Annotated in this window: 18 protein-coding genes; 17 read left to right on the top strand and 1 reads right to left on the bottom strand. The window is 66.0% G+C overall.

What is annotated here, in order from left to right:
• Nucleotides 1–25: 25 nt before the first annotated feature.
• Nucleotides 26–799 carry a ParA family protein gene (locus tag ABEH27_RS13865; RefSeq protein WP_346614127.1) on the bottom strand — a complete coding sequence of 258 codons (774 nt, stop codon included), beginning with the start codon at nucleotides 797–799 and terminating at the stop codon, nucleotides 26–28.
• Between the two features lie 309 nt (nucleotides 800–1,108).
• On the opposite strand from ABEH27_RS13865, the gene ABEH27_RS13870 reads away from it, so the two are divergent.
• The 17 genes from ABEH27_RS13870 to ABEH27_RS13950 all read left to right on the top strand — a co-directional run bounded on the left by ABEH27_RS13870 (nucleotide 1,109) and on the right by ABEH27_RS13950 (nucleotide 16,024).
• Nucleotides 1,109–1,825 (top strand): beta-ketoacyl synthase chain length factor, encoded by a 717-nt coding sequence (locus ABEH27_RS13870; protein WP_346614128.1) that lies wholly within the window; start codon nucleotides 1,109–1,111, stop codon nucleotides 1,823–1,825.
• The gene (locus ABEH27_RS13875; protein WP_346614129.1) at nucleotides 1,801–2,619 is read left to right on the top strand and encodes a lysophospholipid acyltransferase family protein; all 819 of its coding nucleotides are present in this window, start codon (nucleotides 1,801–1,803) and stop codon (nucleotides 2,617–2,619) included. Before ABEH27_RS13870 ends, ABEH27_RS13875 begins: the two co-directional genes overlap by 25 nt.
• Nucleotides 2,588–2,860 (top strand): phosphopantetheine-binding protein, encoded by a 273-nt coding sequence (locus ABEH27_RS13880; RefSeq protein ID WP_346614130.1) that lies wholly within the window; start codon nucleotides 2,588–2,590, stop codon nucleotides 2,858–2,860. The genes ABEH27_RS13875 and ABEH27_RS13880 overlap by 32 nt, the downstream gene beginning before the upstream one ends.
• 9 nt (nucleotides 2,861–2,869) lie before the next feature.
• Nucleotides 2,870–3,124 (top strand): acyl carrier protein, encoded by a 255-nt coding sequence (locus ABEH27_RS13885; RefSeq protein WP_346614131.1) that lies wholly within the window; start codon nucleotides 2,870–2,872, stop codon nucleotides 3,122–3,124.
• Nucleotides 3,121–3,663: a hypothetical protein gene (locus ABEH27_RS13890; protein ID WP_346614132.1), complete on the top strand. Its 543-nt coding sequence runs from the start codon at nucleotides 3,121–3,123 to the stop codon at nucleotides 3,661–3,663. The genes ABEH27_RS13885 and ABEH27_RS13890 overlap by 4 nt, the downstream gene beginning before the upstream one ends.
• Complete coding sequence (locus tag ABEH27_RS13895; RefSeq protein ID WP_346614133.1) at nucleotides 3,660–5,339, top strand: AMP-binding protein; 1,680 nt, start codon at nucleotides 3,660–3,662, stop codon at nucleotides 5,337–5,339. The genes ABEH27_RS13890 and ABEH27_RS13895 overlap by 4 nt, the downstream gene beginning before the upstream one ends.
• Nucleotides 5,332–6,066 (top strand): glycosyltransferase family 2 protein, encoded by a 735-nt coding sequence (locus ABEH27_RS13900; RefSeq protein ID WP_346614221.1) that lies wholly within the window; start codon nucleotides 5,332–5,334, stop codon nucleotides 6,064–6,066. The genes ABEH27_RS13895 and ABEH27_RS13900 overlap by 8 nt, the downstream gene beginning before the upstream one ends.
• A complete protein-coding gene (locus ABEH27_RS13905) occupies nucleotides 6,063–6,995 on the top strand; it encodes a glycosyl transferase (protein ID WP_346614134.1) in 933 nt (310 codons plus the stop codon). The genes ABEH27_RS13900 and ABEH27_RS13905 overlap by 4 nt, the downstream gene beginning before the upstream one ends.
• Entirely contained in the window at nucleotides 6,976–8,520 is a 1,545-nt protein-coding gene (locus ABEH27_RS13910; protein WP_346614135.1) for an aromatic amino acid ammonia-lyase, read from the top strand. The genes ABEH27_RS13905 and ABEH27_RS13910 overlap by 20 nt, the downstream gene beginning before the upstream one ends.
• Nucleotides 8,513–8,938 carry an acyl-CoA thioesterase gene (locus ABEH27_RS13915; RefSeq protein ID WP_346614136.1) on the top strand — a complete coding sequence of 142 codons (426 nt, stop codon included), beginning with the start codon at nucleotides 8,513–8,515 and terminating at the stop codon, nucleotides 8,936–8,938. The genes ABEH27_RS13910 and ABEH27_RS13915 overlap by 8 nt, the downstream gene beginning before the upstream one ends.
• A 116-nt stretch (nucleotides 8,939–9,054) precedes the next feature.
• Nucleotides 9,055–9,618: an outer membrane lipoprotein carrier protein LolA gene (locus tag ABEH27_RS13920; RefSeq protein WP_346614137.1), complete on the top strand. Its 564-nt coding sequence runs from the start codon at nucleotides 9,055–9,057 to the stop codon at nucleotides 9,616–9,618.
• A complete protein-coding gene (locus ABEH27_RS13925; protein ID WP_346614138.1) occupies nucleotides 9,590–11,938 on the top strand; it encodes a hypothetical protein in 2,349 nt (782 codons plus the stop codon). Before ABEH27_RS13920 ends, ABEH27_RS13925 begins: the two co-directional genes overlap by 29 nt.
• Nucleotides 11,935–12,420 (top strand): hypothetical protein, encoded by a 486-nt coding sequence (locus ABEH27_RS13930; RefSeq protein WP_346614139.1) that lies wholly within the window; start codon nucleotides 11,935–11,937, stop codon nucleotides 12,418–12,420. Before ABEH27_RS13925 ends, ABEH27_RS13930 begins: the two co-directional genes overlap by 4 nt.
• Nucleotides 12,417–13,610: a beta-ketoacyl-[acyl-carrier-protein] synthase family protein gene (locus tag ABEH27_RS13935; RefSeq protein WP_346614140.1), complete on the top strand. Its 1,194-nt coding sequence runs from the start codon at nucleotides 12,417–12,419 to the stop codon at nucleotides 13,608–13,610. Before ABEH27_RS13930 ends, ABEH27_RS13935 begins: the two co-directional genes overlap by 4 nt.
• Complete coding sequence (locus tag ABEH27_RS13940; RefSeq protein ID WP_346614141.1) at nucleotides 13,607–14,077, top strand: hotdog family protein; 471 nt, start codon at nucleotides 13,607–13,609, stop codon at nucleotides 14,075–14,077. Before ABEH27_RS13935 ends, ABEH27_RS13940 begins: the two co-directional genes overlap by 4 nt.
• On the top strand, nucleotides 14,070–14,798 hold the full coding sequence (fabG, locus tag ABEH27_RS13945; RefSeq protein ID WP_346614142.1) for a 3-oxoacyl-ACP reductase FabG: 729 nt from the start codon (nucleotides 14,070–14,072) through the stop codon (nucleotides 14,796–14,798). Before ABEH27_RS13940 ends, fabG begins: the two co-directional genes overlap by 8 nt.
• On the top strand, nucleotides 14,798–16,024 hold the full coding sequence (locus ABEH27_RS13950) for a beta-ketoacyl-ACP synthase (protein ID WP_346614143.1): 1,227 nt from the start codon (nucleotides 14,798–14,800) through the stop codon (nucleotides 16,022–16,024). The genes fabG and ABEH27_RS13950 overlap by 1 nt, the downstream gene beginning before the upstream one ends.

A 16,024-nucleotide genomic window follows, 5' to 3' on the forward strand; every position in this document is an offset into this window, starting at 1 on the left:
GCGCTGAAGATCCCAAGCCAGGCCCTCAGCCATTCTCCTCAAGCAGCGAGTGCAACTCGACAAACTGCTGGGTCAGCTTGTGCCGTGGCTCCAGGTGGATCAGCGGCAAGCTGGCGTGATGCGACTCGCGCATCTTCACCGAGCTGTTGAGGTACACCGGTAACACCGGCAAACCCTCAGCCAGCAGCTCGTCGAGCATCTGCTGCGGCAGGCTGGCGCGGGACTGGAACTGGTTGACCACGATGCCTTCGACCATCAGGTCTTCGTTGTGGTCGTCCTTCAACTCCTCGATTTCAGCCAGCAGGCCATAGAGCGCCTGGCGCGAAAAGCTGTCGCAGTCAAAGGGAATGAGCACGCGATCCGCTGCAATCAATGCAGAAACCGCATAGAAATTAAGCGCAGGCGGCGTATCGATGTAGATGCGTTCATAGTCCTCGTCCAACTCGTCGAGCAACTTACGCAGCTTGTTGATCTTGTGCTTGGCCTCGAGCTTGGGTTGCAAATCGGCCAGCTCTGGCGTTGCAGTCACCACATGCAGGTTGTCGAACGGGGTTTCGTAGATATCGACCTTGTTCTTCTTGCTGAACGGCCCGCTGGACAGGCTTTGCTTGAAGAAATCTGCGATGCCCATGGGGATGTCATCGCCGGTGAGGCCGGTCAGGTACTGGGTCGAGTTGGCCTGGGCATCCAGGTCGATCAACAAGGTCCGATAACCTTCGCTGGCGCTCACCGCCGCCAGGTTGCAAGCGATGCTCGACTTGCCTACACCGCCTTTCTGATTGAACACCACGCGCCGCATGAGAGACCTCCGTGTATCAACGAATGCCCGAGTATGTGGCGGCGCAACGGCATTGGCCAGCAACTCTTGCCGCAACACAAGCAAACGGCGACCAGTAACCGTCCCGCACCGTCCATCGGAAATCACCTACAGCAGATACCGATATTGACGCATTCAGGCATAGCCATTGTCTGATGGCAATCATGTAACCTGTGTTTGCTACACACCCCCGGCACCGGGATAATCGCGCGCCATTCGGCAAATGCGCCAACCCGGTTTCGCGTTGCTCCCTGCGCAGGAAACCCATAGGGCGGGAAGTCAGAAAACATCGTGATCACCTTCGATATCAGCCAATGGCGCGCCTGGGCCCCAGGCCTGCAGACGCCTGCCGACTGGCAGGCCTGGGCGCAAGGCAGCCTGCGCCCACAGGGCGACGGGCCGGCGCCGGACGTGTCGTTCCTGCCGGCCCTGCAGCGTCGTCGCCTCAGCCACCTGGCACGCATGGCCTTCGCCGTGGGCTGGCCGCTGGCCGAAGGGCGCGAAGCATTGCCGCTGGTATTCGTCTCGCGCCATGGTGAAACCCCCCGCACCTTTTCCATGCTCTGCGAACTGGCCGAGCAGCAGCCGCTGTCGCCTACCCAGTTCAGCCTTTCGGTTCACAACGCAGTGCCAGGCCTGTGGTCGATCCTGCGCGGCGAGACCAGCGAGATGACCGCCCTGGCCGCTGCCGGCGACGGCTTCGAGCAAGGTGTGCTCGAGGCTGCCGCGCTGTTGGCCGAAGGCGCGCCGGCGGTACTGCTGATCGTGACCGAGGAACTGCCGGCCGAGGTTTACCGGCCATGGATCGATGATGTGCCGTTCACCTACGCGGTGGGCCTGTTGCTGACCCCTGGCACGCAGTGGCGCCTGGCAGCGCAGCCCTCCTCGTCTGCTCAACCGACCGAACTGCCGCATGCCTTGAGCTGGCTGCACGCCACACTCAATGGGCGGAATACCTTCACTCACTCGTGGAAGCGCCGCGCATGGAACTGGCAACGACAGCCGTGAGCAGATTCCGCGATGCCTATTACTGGCGCCTGCTGGCCACCGCCGTGAGCTTTTGCGTGTTCGGCCTGGGCAGCCTGTGCCTCGGGCTGCTGGTGTTCCCCCTGCTGGCCTGCCTGCCTGGCGGCGCGGTGCGCCATCGCCAGCGTGCCCGCCATACCATCAGTTGGCTGTTCTGGCGCTTCATTCGCCTGATGCGCGGCCTTGGCGTACTCACGTATCGAATCGACGGCGCCGACCGCCTGGGCCGCCCGGGCCAGCTGATCATCGCCAACCACCCTTCGCTGATCGACGTGGTGTTCCTTATCGGCCTGGTGCGCCACGCCAACTGCGTGGTCAAGCACAGCCTGTTCGGCAACCCCTTTACCCGTGGCCCGATCCGCGAAGCTCAGTACATTGGCAATGACGGCAGCATGGACATGCTCGACAATGCCGTAGCCTCGCTGCGCCAGGGCCAGTCGCTGATCATTTTCCCTGAAGGCACGCGCACACCGCCCGGCCAGGCGCCGGCCTTTCATCGCGGCGCTGCGGCGATTGCCCTGCGCGGTGCGAAAATCATCACGCCGGTAACGATCACGGTCAGCCCCACCACACTGACCAAGAACGAACCCTGGTACCGCATCCCCAGACGCCGCGTGCATTTCACGTTGAACGTCGGCGCCGATATCGACCCCCAGGCGTTCGCCGCGCAGGGGCCTGCGCCGCAAGCGTCGCGCAAACTCAACGACTACCTGCACCAGTACTACATCAAGGAGCTCGCCACCGATGAGCGTGCCACTACAAGACCTCAACCGTGACCTCAAACAATTGATCATCGACGCCCTGGGCCTCGAAGACATCAGCGTGCAGGACATCGACGACCAGCAACCGCTGTTCGGCGAAGGCCTGGGCCTGGACTCGGTCGACGCTTTGGAGCTGGGCCTGGCCCTGCAGAAACGCTACGGCATCAAGATCGATGCCGACGCCAAGGACACCCGTAACCACTTCACCAACGTCGCCACCCTGGCCGCGTTCGTCACCGCCCGCCAGGCCGCCTGAGACCGCACCATGCAAACCCGCGAAGACATCTACCACATCCTCAGCGACGCCCTGGTCGAACTGTTCGAACTCGACCCCGCTAGCATCAGCCTGCAATCCAACCTGTACCAGGACCTGGAAATCGACAGCATCGACGCCATCGACCTGCTCGACCACATCAAGCGCCAGACCGGCAAGAAAATCGCCGCCGAAGACTTCAAGTCGGTGCGCACCGTCAATGACGTGGTCGAAGCCGTGTTCCGCCTGGTCAACCCGGCGGCATGAAGCGCCTGGTCGGCCTCGGCCTGCTGCTGGCCGGTGTGCTGTATCCGTTTGCCGTCTACTTCGGCATGGCCCACTTCGCCCCGTGGCAGTTCGGCCTGCTGCTCGGCGCCCTGTGGCTGGCCCGTGCGCTGAGCAGCCGCCGCCCGGGCAGCCAATGGATGGCCGTCGCGGCGCTGAGCTTCTGCGCGCTGCTGGGGCTGTTCGACAGCCCGCAGCTGTTGCGCTGGTACCCGGTGCTGGTCAACAGCTTCCTGCTGGCCCTGTTCGGCAGCAGCCTGCTGCGCGGCATGCCGATGGCCGAACGGCTGGCACGCCTGCGTGAACCGCGGTTGCCGCCCCGGGCGGTGCGCTACACCCGGCGCGTCACGCAGGTGTGGTGCGGGTTCTTTGTGGTCAACGGCCTGATCGCCGCGGGCCTGACCCTGTGGGCGCCACTGAGCTGGTGGACCCTGTATAACGGCCTGATTGCGTATGCCGCCATGGGCCTGCTGTTCGCCGTCGAATGGCGAATCCGACAACGTGTGCGAGCGCGCCCATGAACTGGATAAACCTCGAACAGCTGCTGCAGCCTTCGCCAGCGCCGCGCCTGATCACCCAAGCGCCGGAGCTGGCACATGCCGAACTGTGCGAGCAGGCCCTGCGCCTGGCGGGCGGCCTGCAGCAGCGCGGCGTAAAGCGCATTGCGGTACACCTGGAAGACGCTGCGCACCTGGCGATTGCACTGCTCGGCGCCTGGCGCGCGGGCATCGAGGTGTTGTTGCCGGCAGACCTGCAGCCAGGCACCCGCGCACGCTGGAGCGCTCAGGTCGACCTGTGGCTCAGTGACCGGCCGGGCGACACGACAATTGGCGAGTTGCAGGCCGCGCCACTGGCCCCCGCCGACCTGGACCTGGAGCACTGTCGCATCAGCCTGTGCACTTCAGGCTCCAGCGGCGAGCCCAAGCGGATCGACAAGCAACTGCGCCAACTGGCCAATGAGGTCCTGGCGCTGGAGCGCTTGTGGGGCGAGGCGCTGGGCCAGGCCTGGATCATCGGCAGTGTTGCCACGCAGCACATCTACGGGCTGCTGTTCCGCGTGCTCTGGCCGTTGTGTGCCGGGCGCGGTTTCGAGCGGCGCCAACTGCCCTTCCCCGAAGACCTGCAACGCGCCAGCCGAGCGCACCCGGCCTTCGCCTGGGTAGCCAGCCCGGCGCTGCTCAAGCGCATGGGCGAAAACCTCGACTGGCCGGCCTTGAGCCAGGTGCAAAAAGTGTTCTCCTCGGGCGGCGAACTGCCTGGCGAAGCGGCGCAACAGCTTTACCAGCGCCTGGGCCAATGGCCCACGGAAATTCTGGGCAGCTCCGAGACCGGCGGTATCGCCTGGCGCCAGGGCGAAGCACTGTGGCGGCCGTTTGCCGATGTGCAACTGAGCCAGGATGAACAAGGCGCCCTGTGCATCGCCTCACCGTACTTGCCGGCCGGGCATGTCGAATGCAGCGCCGATGCTGCCGACATCACCTCCGACGGGCGCTTCACCTTGCTCGGCCGCCTCGACCGCATCGTCAAACTGGAAGAAAAACGCATCTCCCTGCCCCTGCTCGAACAACTGCTGTGCGAGCACACCTGGGTCAGCGAAGCGCGCCTGGGCGTGGTCGAGCAAGGCCGGGCTTACCTCGGTGCCCTGCTGGTGCTGTCGCCTGCAGGCTTGCACGCCTTGCGCAATCAAGGCCGGCGCGCCCTGATCGCTGGCTTGCGCGAGCACCTGCATGGGCACTGCGACCCCACCGCCCTGCCACGGCGCTGGCGCCTGCTGCGCCAGCTACCGCTCAACGCCCAGGGCAAGCTGCCCCAGGCGGAGGTGCAAGCGCTGCTGCTGGCCGCTCGCAGCATGGCACCTGATGTGCTGGGTCAAAGCGTGGAGGGCGATGAACTGCAGCTGCGCCTGGCTGTGCCGCCAGACCTCGCCTGCTTCCCCGGCCATTTCCCACAGACCCCAGTGCTGCCTGGCGTGGTGCAGATCGACTGGGTAATTGCCCTGGCCAGTGAGCGGCTCACCCCCGCTCATCGTTTCGCCGGCATGGAAGTGCTCAAGTTCCAACACGTGGTGCGCCCAGGCGATGAATTGGTGCTGACGCTGCGCTTCGACGCCGAACGCAGCAAGCTGTACTTCAACTACCACTGCGCCGGGCAGGTCTGCTCCAGCGGCCGTATCCTGCTGGAGGCTGATGGTGCATAAGCCTTGCGCAGTGATCCCGGTGTACGACCACGAGCAGGCCATACCCGCCGTGGTCGCCGACCTGTTGCATGCCGGCCTGCCCTGCGTGCTGGTCGACGACGCCAGCCATGCCCCGTGCGCCCAGGTATTGCAGCAGTTGGCCGAACAGGAGCAGGTTCACCTGGTCACCCTCAACACCAATCAGGGCAAGGGCGGCGCCGTCATGGCCGGGCTGCGTGAGGCGGCGCGGCTGGGGTTCAGCCATGCCTTGCAGGTGGACGCCGATGGCCAGCACGATCTGGCCGACGTCAGCCTGTTCCTGGCCCAGTCGCAGGCTTATCCACAAGCGCTGGTGTGCGGTTATCCACAATACGATGCCAGCGTGCCGAAAGGCCGCCTGTATGCCCGCTACCTCACCCATGTGTGGGTCTGGATCAACAGCCTGTCGTTGCAGATCCCCGATTCGATGTGCGGCTTTCGGGTCTACCCGTTGCCCGCCACCCTGGCGCTGATCGACAGCGTCGCATTGGGCAGGCGTATGGACTTCGACCCCGAGATCCTGGTGCGCCTGGCGTGGCGCGAACAGCCCATGCGCTGGCTGCCGACACGGGTGCACTACCCGCAGGATGGCCGCTCGCATTTCCGCCTGGTCCACGACAACGCCCTGATCTCGAAAATGCACGCCAAGCTGTTCTTCGGCATGCTCGTGCGCGCCCCTCGAATCCTCTGGCGCAGGTGGTGCCGATGAGCGAGCGACACTGGGCCGATCAACAGGAACGCGGCAGCTTCTGGCTGATGAAGCTGACCGCTGCACTGCTGCGCCTGCTCGGCCGTCGTGCGCTGAGCCCGCTGATTCACCTGATCGTCGCCTACTTTTTCCTGTTTGGCCGCCGCGCCCGGCGCAGCGCCTGGCAGTACCAGCAGCGCCTGCACCAGTGGAGCGGCGGGCAGACCGCACGCCCCAGCCACTGGCAGGTGTTTCGCCAGTTCATGGCCTTCGCCGATGCCCTGTTGGACAAGCTCGACGTGTGGCACGGCAAACTGCGCCTGGCCGACATCGACATCGACGACCCGGGCAAGCTGCGCCAGCAGCTGCGCGGTGAACGGGGGCAAATGCTGGTGGGCGCACACCTGGGCAACCTCGAGGTGTGCCGCGCGCTGGCCGAACTCGGCGAGCAAGTGCCGATGAACGTGTTGGTGCATACCCGCCACGCCGAGCGCTTCAACCGCTTGCTGGGTGAAGCCGGAGCGAGCAATGTACGGCTGATCCAGGTTAGCGAGCTGGACCCGGCGATCATGCTGCAACTGGCCGAACGCCTGGAGCGTGGCGAGTGGCTGGCGATCGCCGGCGATCGCGTGCCATTGCATGGCGCGCGCACGGTCGAGGTGGACTTCCTCGGCCACCCGGCCGCCTTCCCGCAGGGCCCCTGGCTGCTGGCTGGCATGCTCGAATGCCCGCTCAACCTGTTGTTCTGCCTCAAGCACCAGGGCCGCTACCGCATCACCCTCGAACCCTTTGCCGAACGCCTGCAGTGGCGCCGCAGCCAACGCGATCAGCTGGTCGCCGAGTGGGCCGGGCGCTATGCCGAGCGCCTGGGGCATTACTGTGCCCAAGCGCCTTTGCAGTGGTTCAATTTCTACCCCTTCTGGAAGACCGATGACGATGCATCCGCATGAGCCTGTAACGTTCGGCGAGTCGCCGCTGGCAATCGAAGATGTCCTGGCCCTGGCCGAACGCCGTGCCTCGGTGTGCCTGCAGGATGACGCCGCCTACCGCGAGCGCATCGCCCGTGGTGCGCGCTTTCTCGACACCTTGCTCGACAAGGAAGGGGTGATCTACGGCGTGACCACCGGCTATGGCGACTCGTGCGTGGTGGCCGTGCCGCTGGAGCACGTCGAGGCCCTGCCACGGCACCTGTACACCTTCCATGGCTGCGGCCTGGGCAAGCTGCTTGAAGCCCCCGCCACCCGCGCCGTGCTGGCTGCCCGCCTGCGCTCGCTGAGCCACGGCGTGTCGGGCGTGCGCCTGGAGTTACTGGAGCGGCTGCGCGACTTTCTGGCCTACGACATCCTGCCGCTGATCCCCGAAGAGGGCTCGGTGGGGGCCAGTGGCGACCTGACGCCGCTGTCTTACGTTGCCGCAACCCTGTCCGGCGAGCGCGAAGTGATGTACCAAGGCCAGCGCCGCAGCAGTGCCGATGTGCACCGCGAACTGGGCTGGCAGCCGCTGGTGCTGCGGCCCAAGGAAGCCTTGGCGCTGATGAACGGCACCGCAGTGATGACCGGCCTGGCCTGCCTGGCCTTTGCCCGCGCCGACTATCTGCTGCAACTGGCCACGCGCATCACCGCGCTGAACGTCATCGGCCTGCAGGGCAACCCGGAGCACTTCGACGAACGCCTGTTCGCCGCCAAACCGCACCCCGGGCAGACCCAGGTCGCCGCCTGGCTGCGCCAGGACCTCGCCATCGACGCCCCGCTGCCGCCGCTGCACCGCCTGCAGGACCGCTACTCGCTGCGCTGCGCGCCACATGTGCTGGGCGTGCTGGCCGACAGCCTGGGCTGGCTGCGCGGCTTCATCGAAACCGAACTCAACAGCGCCAACGACAACCCGATCATCGACGGCGACGCCGAGCGGGTGCTGCATGGCGGGCACTTCTACGGCGGCCATATCGCCTTCGCCATGGACAGCCTCAAGACCCTGGTGGCCAACGTCGCCGACCTGCTCGACCGGCAGCTCGCGCTACTGGTCGACACCCGCTACAACCATGGTTTGCCGAGCAACCTGTCCGGTGCCAACCCAGACCGGGCGATGCTCAACCATGGCTTCAAGGCCGTGCAGATCGGCGCCAGCGCCTGGACAGCCGAGGCCCTCAAACAGACCATGCCGGCCAGCGTGTTCTCGCGCTCCACCGAGTGCCACAACCAGGACAAGGTGAGCATGGGGACCATCGCCGCGCGCGATGCCCTGCGCGTGCTGGAGTTGACCGAGCAGGTCGCCGCCGCCAGCCTGCTGGCCGCCAACCAGGGCGTCTGGCTGCGCACCCGGCACGGCCAGGCACACGCCCTGCCGCCCGCGCTGGCAAAGATGCACGAAGCCTTGCTTGAAGACTTTGCCCCGGTCATCGAAGACCGCGCCCTGGAAAGCGACCTGCGCCTGTGCCTGCAGCGCATCGGCGAACGCCACTGGAGGCTGCATGCGTAACCCCGGCGTGTTCCATGTCGACAGCGAAATCGTCGTGCCCTTTTTCGATGTCGACAGCATGCACATCGTCTGGCACGGGCATTACGTCAAATACCTGGAAGTCGCCCGCTGCGCGCTGCTCGACCGCCTGGCGCACAACTACCTGCAGATGCAGGCCAGCGGTTACGCCTGGCCGGTGATCGACCTGCAGCTGCGTTATATCCGCGGCGCCAGCTTTGGCCAGCGCCTGAGCGTGCGCGCCAGCCTGGTGGAATGGGAGAACCGCCTGAAGATCCACTACCTGATCAGCGACGCCGACACCGGCGAACGCATGACCCGCGCCAGCACCGTGCAGGTGGCCGTGCACATCGCAACCGGCGAGATGCAGCTGGCCTCGCCGCAGGTGATGCTCGATGCCGTGCGCAAGGTGCTTACATGAACGCTTACCGAAGTCATCGCCGGATCACCGCCTTCAAGAGCACCCCAGTACCTGTGGGAGCCGGCTTGCCGGCGATGGCCTGCAGCGCAGGCCCATTTTTCTGTGCACTGCTGTTAATGCTCATAAGCCCCTTGACCTTCGCCTTCGGCCTCGCAGACCTGCAAAAGCAGCTCAGCAAACCCGCCGTGGTCAGCGGCCCGTTCATCCAGGAAAAACACCTGCGCGCCCTGCCCCAGCCGCTGCTGAGCAAGGGCCGCTTCGTGCTCGCCCGCGACCATGGCCTGCTGTGGCTGCTGCAAACACCGCTGCGCCAGGATTACCGCATCGATGCCAACGGCATCGCCCGGCGTGACCCCAGTGGCTGGCAAACGCTGCCAAGCCGCAGCGCCGGGGCCGAGCAGAACCGCTTGTTCTTCGCCGTGCTGCAAGGCGACAGAAGTGGCCTGCAACGGGACTTCGAGCTGGCCCTGACGGGTACCGCGCAGCAGTGGCAACTGCAGCTGACGCCGCGTTCGCTGCTGCTCAGGCAGGTATTCACGCGCATTGATATCAGCGGCGGGCAGTTTGTCGAACGCATCGAACTGAGCGAAACCCAGGGCGACAGCACCGTGATGCGCATGCCCGAAAGCCGCAGCGCCGCCGCGCTGAGCGATGCGGAGCGCAGTGACTTTGCCGACTGAACGCCTGTTGCCGCGCCTCTTCGTCGGGCTGCTACTGGTCATGCTCGCCATCGCCGGCTGGCAGTGGCACCGCGCGGCGCCCTTGTCGGCCGACCTGATGACACTGGTCCCTGGCGCCACCGAGGACCCGCTGCTCAAGCGTGCCGAACAGCGCATGCAGGAGCCGCTCAACCGCGAGCTGCTGGTACTGGTAGGCCACAGCGACCGCCAGCAGGCGCTGGCCCTGGCGCAGACACTGGCGGGGCAATGGCAGGCCAGCGGGCTGTTCGAGAAAGTCCAGTGGAGCCTGCAGACCGACCTGCAGGCCGTGCGCGACCAGCTGCTGCAAGGCCGGCTGGCGATGCTTGCGGCCGCCGATCGCCAGCAGCTGATCGAACAACCCGACGCCTTTGTCGAACTGCGCGTGCAAAGCCTGTTCGACCCCTTCGCCGGCTTCAGCCTGGTGCCCAGCCAGGATGACTGGCTGGGCCTGACAGGGCGTATCCAGAACAGCCAGCCCAAGCCTGCCAACGTGACGCTGGACACTGCCAGCGGTGCGCTGATCGCCGAGGCTGAGGGCCAGTATTGGGTACTGCTGCGCGCACGCACCCTGGGCAATGCCTTCGACCTCCACTTGCCGCTGCAGGTCGCCGACCTGCTCGCCACCGCCCGCGCGCAGGCCGGCCAGGCCGGTGCACAGCTGCTGGCCGCCAGTGGCCTGCTGCATGCGGCAGCCGGCCAGCAGCAGGCCAGCCGTGAAATCACCTGGGTCGGCGGGGGAGCGACGCTGGGCATCGTGCTGCTGTTGCTACTGGCGTTCCGCCGCTGGCAGGCGCTGCTGGCATTCGTACCGGTACTGGTGGGCATGCTGTTCGGTTCGGTGGTGTGCGTGGCGCTGTTCGGCCAGATGCATGTGATGACGCTGGTCCTGGGCTCGAGCCTGATCGGCGTGGCGGTGGATTACCCGCTGCACTACCTGACCAAGAGCTGGAGCCTGAAGCCATGGCGCAGCTGGCAGGCCGTACGCCTGACCCTGCCAGGCATGAGCCTGAGCCTGGCGACCAGCTGCATCGGCTACCTGGCCTTGGCGTTCACACCGTTCCCAGCACTGACGCAGATAGCCGCCTTCTCGGCCGCAGGCCTGGTGGGTGCCTACCTGAGCGCGGTGTGCCTGCTACCGGCGCTGCTCGCCGGCGTGCAGCTGCACCCGCCACACTGGCCCCTGCAAGTTGCCGGAACGCTCACCCGCTGGCGCGAACGGCTGCTGCGCAGAGTGCCCAGTGCTGTGCTGCTGGGGCTGCTGATGGGGTTCTGTGCTGCCGGCTTGTTGCGCCTGGGCAGCCATAACGACATCCGCCAATGGGTTGCCAGCCCCCCGCAGTTGCTGGAAGAAGCGCAGGCCGTTGCGCGCATTACCGGTTACCAGCCCACCAGCCAGTTCTACCTGGTGCGTGGCGCCGATCAGCAACAGTTGCTCGAACGCCTGAGCCTGCTGTCGGCCAAGCTCGATGAGCTGGTCGAACTGGGCAAGCTGAAGGGCTACATGAGCCTCGGCCAGCTGGCCGCCAGCCCGGCACAGCAAACTCAGGCACGCCAAGCCTTGGCGGTGCTGCCACAGCATTGGCAGCCGTTGTTGAACCTGGGCGTGCCACAAGCAGCGTTGCAGGCTGAGCTGCAGCACTTGCAGCAATTGCCAACGCAGCGCATCGAACAGCTGCTGGCGGGGCCTTTGGGTGAAGCGTGGCGGCCGCTGTGGCTGGGCGAAGACGGCGCTGGCGTGGCGGCCATCGTCAGCTTGCAGGGCCTGGGCGATACGGCGTTGTTGCGCTTGCAGGTCGAAGACCTCGACGGCGTGCAACTGGTGGACCGCCTGGGGGAGCTGAACCAACTGTTTGCCGCCACCCAGGTGAGTGCCGCCGAGCTCAAGCTGTTGTCCTGCGTGCTGATCCTGGTGCTGCTGGTGCTGCCGTTCGGCCTGCGCGGCGCACTGCGTATTGTCGCCCTGCCCCTGCTGGCGGCGCTGTGCAGCCTGGCGTGCCTGGGCTGGCTGGGCCAACCCTTGACCCTGTTCAGCCTGTTCGGCCTGCTGCTGGTGACGGCCATCAGCGTCGACTACGCCATCCTCATGCACGAACATATCGGTGGGCCTGCCGTGAGCCTGCTCGGCACGCTGCTGGCAGCACTCACCACCTGGCTTTCATTTGGCCTGCTGGCGCTGTCTGCCACGCCAGCCGTCAGCAACTTCGGCCTGGCGGTTAGCCTGGGCCTGGCGTTCAGCTTCCTGCTGGCGCCCTGGGCCGCTCAACGCGATAAGGCGCATGCCAAACAGGAGCGCACATGAAATACCTGACCACCCTCGCTCTGTGCCTGTTGCTCGGTGCCTGCGCCGCTCATCCCCCCCTGCCGACACAGGCGCCGACGCTCGAACTGCCACAGCAGTTGCATGTGCTGCGTGAGCAGGCCGGGCAGCGTCAGGACTGGCTGCTGGTGATACAGCGCGAAGACCATCGCCTGCGCTGGTCGCTGCTCGACCTGCTGGGCATTCCCCAGGCACGCCAGTTGCTCGACAGCCAGCAGTGGCAGGCCGACGGCCTGCTACCCCCCAACCCGGCCGCACGGGAGCTGTTCGCCGCCGTGCTATTCGCCCTGACGCCCGCCGCGCAGTTGCCACAGCTCTACCCCGGTGCGCGCCAGCAGGGCCAGCGCCGCTGGCTGGGGGAGCGCTGGCAGGTCAATTACCGGACCGCGCACGGGTTCGACTTGAACCTCGACCAGGGCCTGAGTTATCAAGTCGACCCCATGCCCAGCGAGCACACGCCATGACCGCCTACCTCAATGCCTTGGGCCTGGTCTGTGCGCTTGGTCGCGGCCAGGCCGAAATCACCGCCCGCCTGTTGGCCGGCGATTGCTCAGGCATGCAAGCCGATGCCGGTTGGGTTCCCGGGTGCTGCCCACCGGTCGGTGCGGTGCGCGGTGCACTGCCTGCACTGCCACTGGCTGACCATCACAGCCGCAACAACCAGCTGCTGTATGCCGCAGCCTTGCAGATAGAGCCGGCCATCCGGGCAGCCATCGCGCGTCATGGCGCACACCGCATCGCCGTGGTCCTCGGCACCAGCACCTCGGGCATCGACGAGGCCAGCGCAGATATCGCCCATTACCTGCAAGCCGGCCAGTTTCCCGCGCACTACCGCTACGACCAGCAGGCGCTGAGCGCACCTGCCGAGTTTCTCGCCGACTGGCTGCAGCTGAGCGGGCCGGCCTATGTCATTTCCACCGCCTGCACGTCCAGTGGCCGGGCCATGATGAGCGCACGCCGGCTGCTCCAACTGGGGGTGTGCGATGCCGTGCTGTGCGGTGGCGTGGACACCCTGTGCGGCCTGACGCTCAACGGTTTCAGCGCCCTGGAAGCGGTCAGCGAGCAACGTTGCAACCCCTTCTCGGCCAACCGCGACGGGATCAACATCGGTGAAGCGGCAGCCCTGTTCCTGATGGCCCGCGAAGGCCATGCAAACGGCCCGTCCGTGGCCTTGCTGGGCGCCGGCGCCAGCTCCGATGCCCACCACATTTCGGCACCGGACCCCACCGGTAACGGCGCCTTGCAAGCCATGGCCAAAGCCCTCGACAATGCAGGCCTCACACCTGCGCAGATCGGCTACCTGAACCTGCACGGCACCGCCACGGCGCACAACGACGCCATGGAAAGCCACGCTGTGCACCGCCTGTTCGGTGCCGGCTTGCCATGCTCTTCGAGCAAACCCCTGACCGGCCATACCCTGGGGGCTGCGGGCGCACTGGAAGCGGCATTCTGCTGGTTGATACTCAGCGGGCATAACCCGCTTGGCCTGCTGCCGCCGCATGTGTGGGACGGCCAGGCCGACCCGCTGCTGCCGGCACTCGACCTGGTGACTGCGCAGCATCGTCTGGCCACTGAGCGGCCGCGCCGGTTGATGAGCAACTCGTTCGCCTTCGGCGGCAACAATGTCAGCCTGATTCTCGGAGATGCACCATGATCCCCTGGCCACTGGCCGAGCTGTTGCCCCACGCCGGCGAAATGATCCTGATCGATCAGGTGGACAGCTGCGACGACGAGCAGATCCACACGCGTACCATGGTGCGCCAGGGCGGCCTGTTCAACCGCGCCGACGGCAGCCTGCCGGCCTGGTTCGGTATCGAACTGATGGCGCAAAGCGTGGCGGCCTTTGCCGGTTGCCGCGCGCGCCGCAACGGCCAGCCGGTCGCGCTGGGCTTTTTGCTCGGCACGCGCAAATACCAATGCGATGTGGAACACTTTCCGCTCGGTGCCGAGTTGCACGTGCACGCCATCCGCTCGCTGGAAGACGACAACGGCATGGGTGTGTTCGAATGCCACCTGCGCGGCCCAGGCGTCCACGCCAGCGCCCGGCTGAATGTCTATACCCCGCCGCAACCTGCCCGTTTTCTGGCAGAAGCCGGCCCTGAGGATCCAACCCATGACTGACACCATTCTGGTCACAGGCTCCAGCCGAGGCATCGGCCGGGCCATCGCCTTGCGCCTGGCACAAGCCGGCTACGACCTGGTGCTGCATTGCCGCAGCGGCCGCGCCGAAGCCGATGCCGTCGCTGCGCAAATTGGCGAACTGGGCCAGCAGGCACGGGTACTGCAGTTCGATGTCGCCGACCGCGCAGCGTGCAAGGCCATCCTGGAGCAGGATGTGGAAAGCCACGGGGCCTACTACGGCGTGGTGTGCAACGCAGGCCTGACCCGTGACGGCGCGTTCCCGGGGCTGAGCGAAGACGACTGGGACCTGGTGATGCGGACCAACCTCGATGGTTTTTTCAACGTGCTGCAGCCGCTGACCATGCCGATGATCCGCCGCCGCGCCCCCGGCCGCATCGTCTGTATCACTTCGGTGTCCGGCTTGATTGGCAACCGCGGCCAGGTCAACTACAGCGCCTCCAAGGCGGGGCTGATCGGCGCGGCCAAGGCGCTGGCGATCGAGCTGGGCAAACGCAGGATCACCGTCAACTGCGTGGCACCCGGGCTGATCGACACCGCCATGCTGGACGAGCACGTGCCCGTGGACGAATTACTGAAGATGATCCCCGCCGGGCGCATGGGCACCCCTGAAGAAGTGGCCGGCGCGGTGAACTTCCTGATGTCGCCAGAGGCGGCCTACATCACCCGCCAGGTGCTGGCGGTCAATGGGGGGTTGTGCTGATGCGCCGCGTCGTGGTCACCGGCATGGCCGGCATTACGGCCCTGGGCAACGACTGGGCCACCATCGCCGGGCACTTTGCCGGGCAGCGCAGCGGCATCCGCCGCATGCATGAATGGGACCGCTTTGCCGAGCTCAATACTCGCCTGGCCGGCCCGATCGACGGCTTTGAAGTGCCCAGCCACTGGACCCGCAAACAGCTGCGCAGCATGGGCCGGGTCTCGCGCCTGGCGGTTGCCGCCGCCGAAAGGGCCCTGGCCGACGCCGGCCTGCTGGACGACCCAAGTATCCGCGACGGGCGCATGGGCGTGGCCTGTGGCTCGTCCACCGGCAGCACCGACGAGATCAAGACGTTCGGCAACATGCTGATGAACTCGGTGGCCGATGGCCTGAACGCCAACTCCTATGTGCGCATGATGCCGCACACCACGGCGGCCAACATCAGCATCTTCTTCGGCCTTACCGGGCGCCTGATCCCTACGTCCAGCGCTTGCACCAGCGGCAGCCAAGGCGTGGGCTACGCCTACGAGGCGATCAAGTACGGCCGCCTGCCGCTGATGCTTGCTGGTGGGGCCGAGGAGCTATGCCCCACCGAGGCGATGGTGTTCGATGCGCTGTACGCCACCAGCCTGAAAAACGACACGCCGCAATTGACCCCGCGGCCTTACGACGTCGGCCGGGATGGGCTGGTGATCGGTGAAGGTGGCGGCATGCTGGTGCTGGAAGAACTCGAGCACGCGCTGGCCCGGGGGGCGAAGATCCATGCCGAAGTGGTCGGTTTCGGCAGCAATGCCGACGGCCAGCACATCACCCGGCCCGAGCAGGTCACCATGGGCCGGGCCATGCAACTGGCACTGGACGATGCCGGGCTGGCCGCCGAGGCCATCGGCTACGTCAACGGCCATGGCACCGCCACCGAGCAGGGCGACATTGCCGAAACCCAGGCCACCAGCAGCCTGTTCGGCCCACGCATGCCAATCAGCTCGCAAAAGAGCTTCCTCGGCCATACCCTGGGGGCCTGCGGGGCGCTGGAGTCGTGGTTCAGCATCGAAATGCTGAACAGCGACCGCTACGTGCACACCCTCAACCTCGATCAGGTCGACCCCTTGTGCGGCGAACTGGACTACCTGATGGGTGATTTCCGCGTGATGAGCAATGAGTATGTGATGAACAACAACTTCGCCTTTGGCGGGGTGAACACCTCGCTGATTTTCCGTCGCTGGGCGTGA

Origin of the sequence: Pseudomonas sp. P39-UII1, assembly GCF_039672635.1 — a bacterium.
GTDB lineage: Bacteria > Pseudomonadota > Gammaproteobacteria > Pseudomonadales > Pseudomonadaceae > Aquipseudomonas.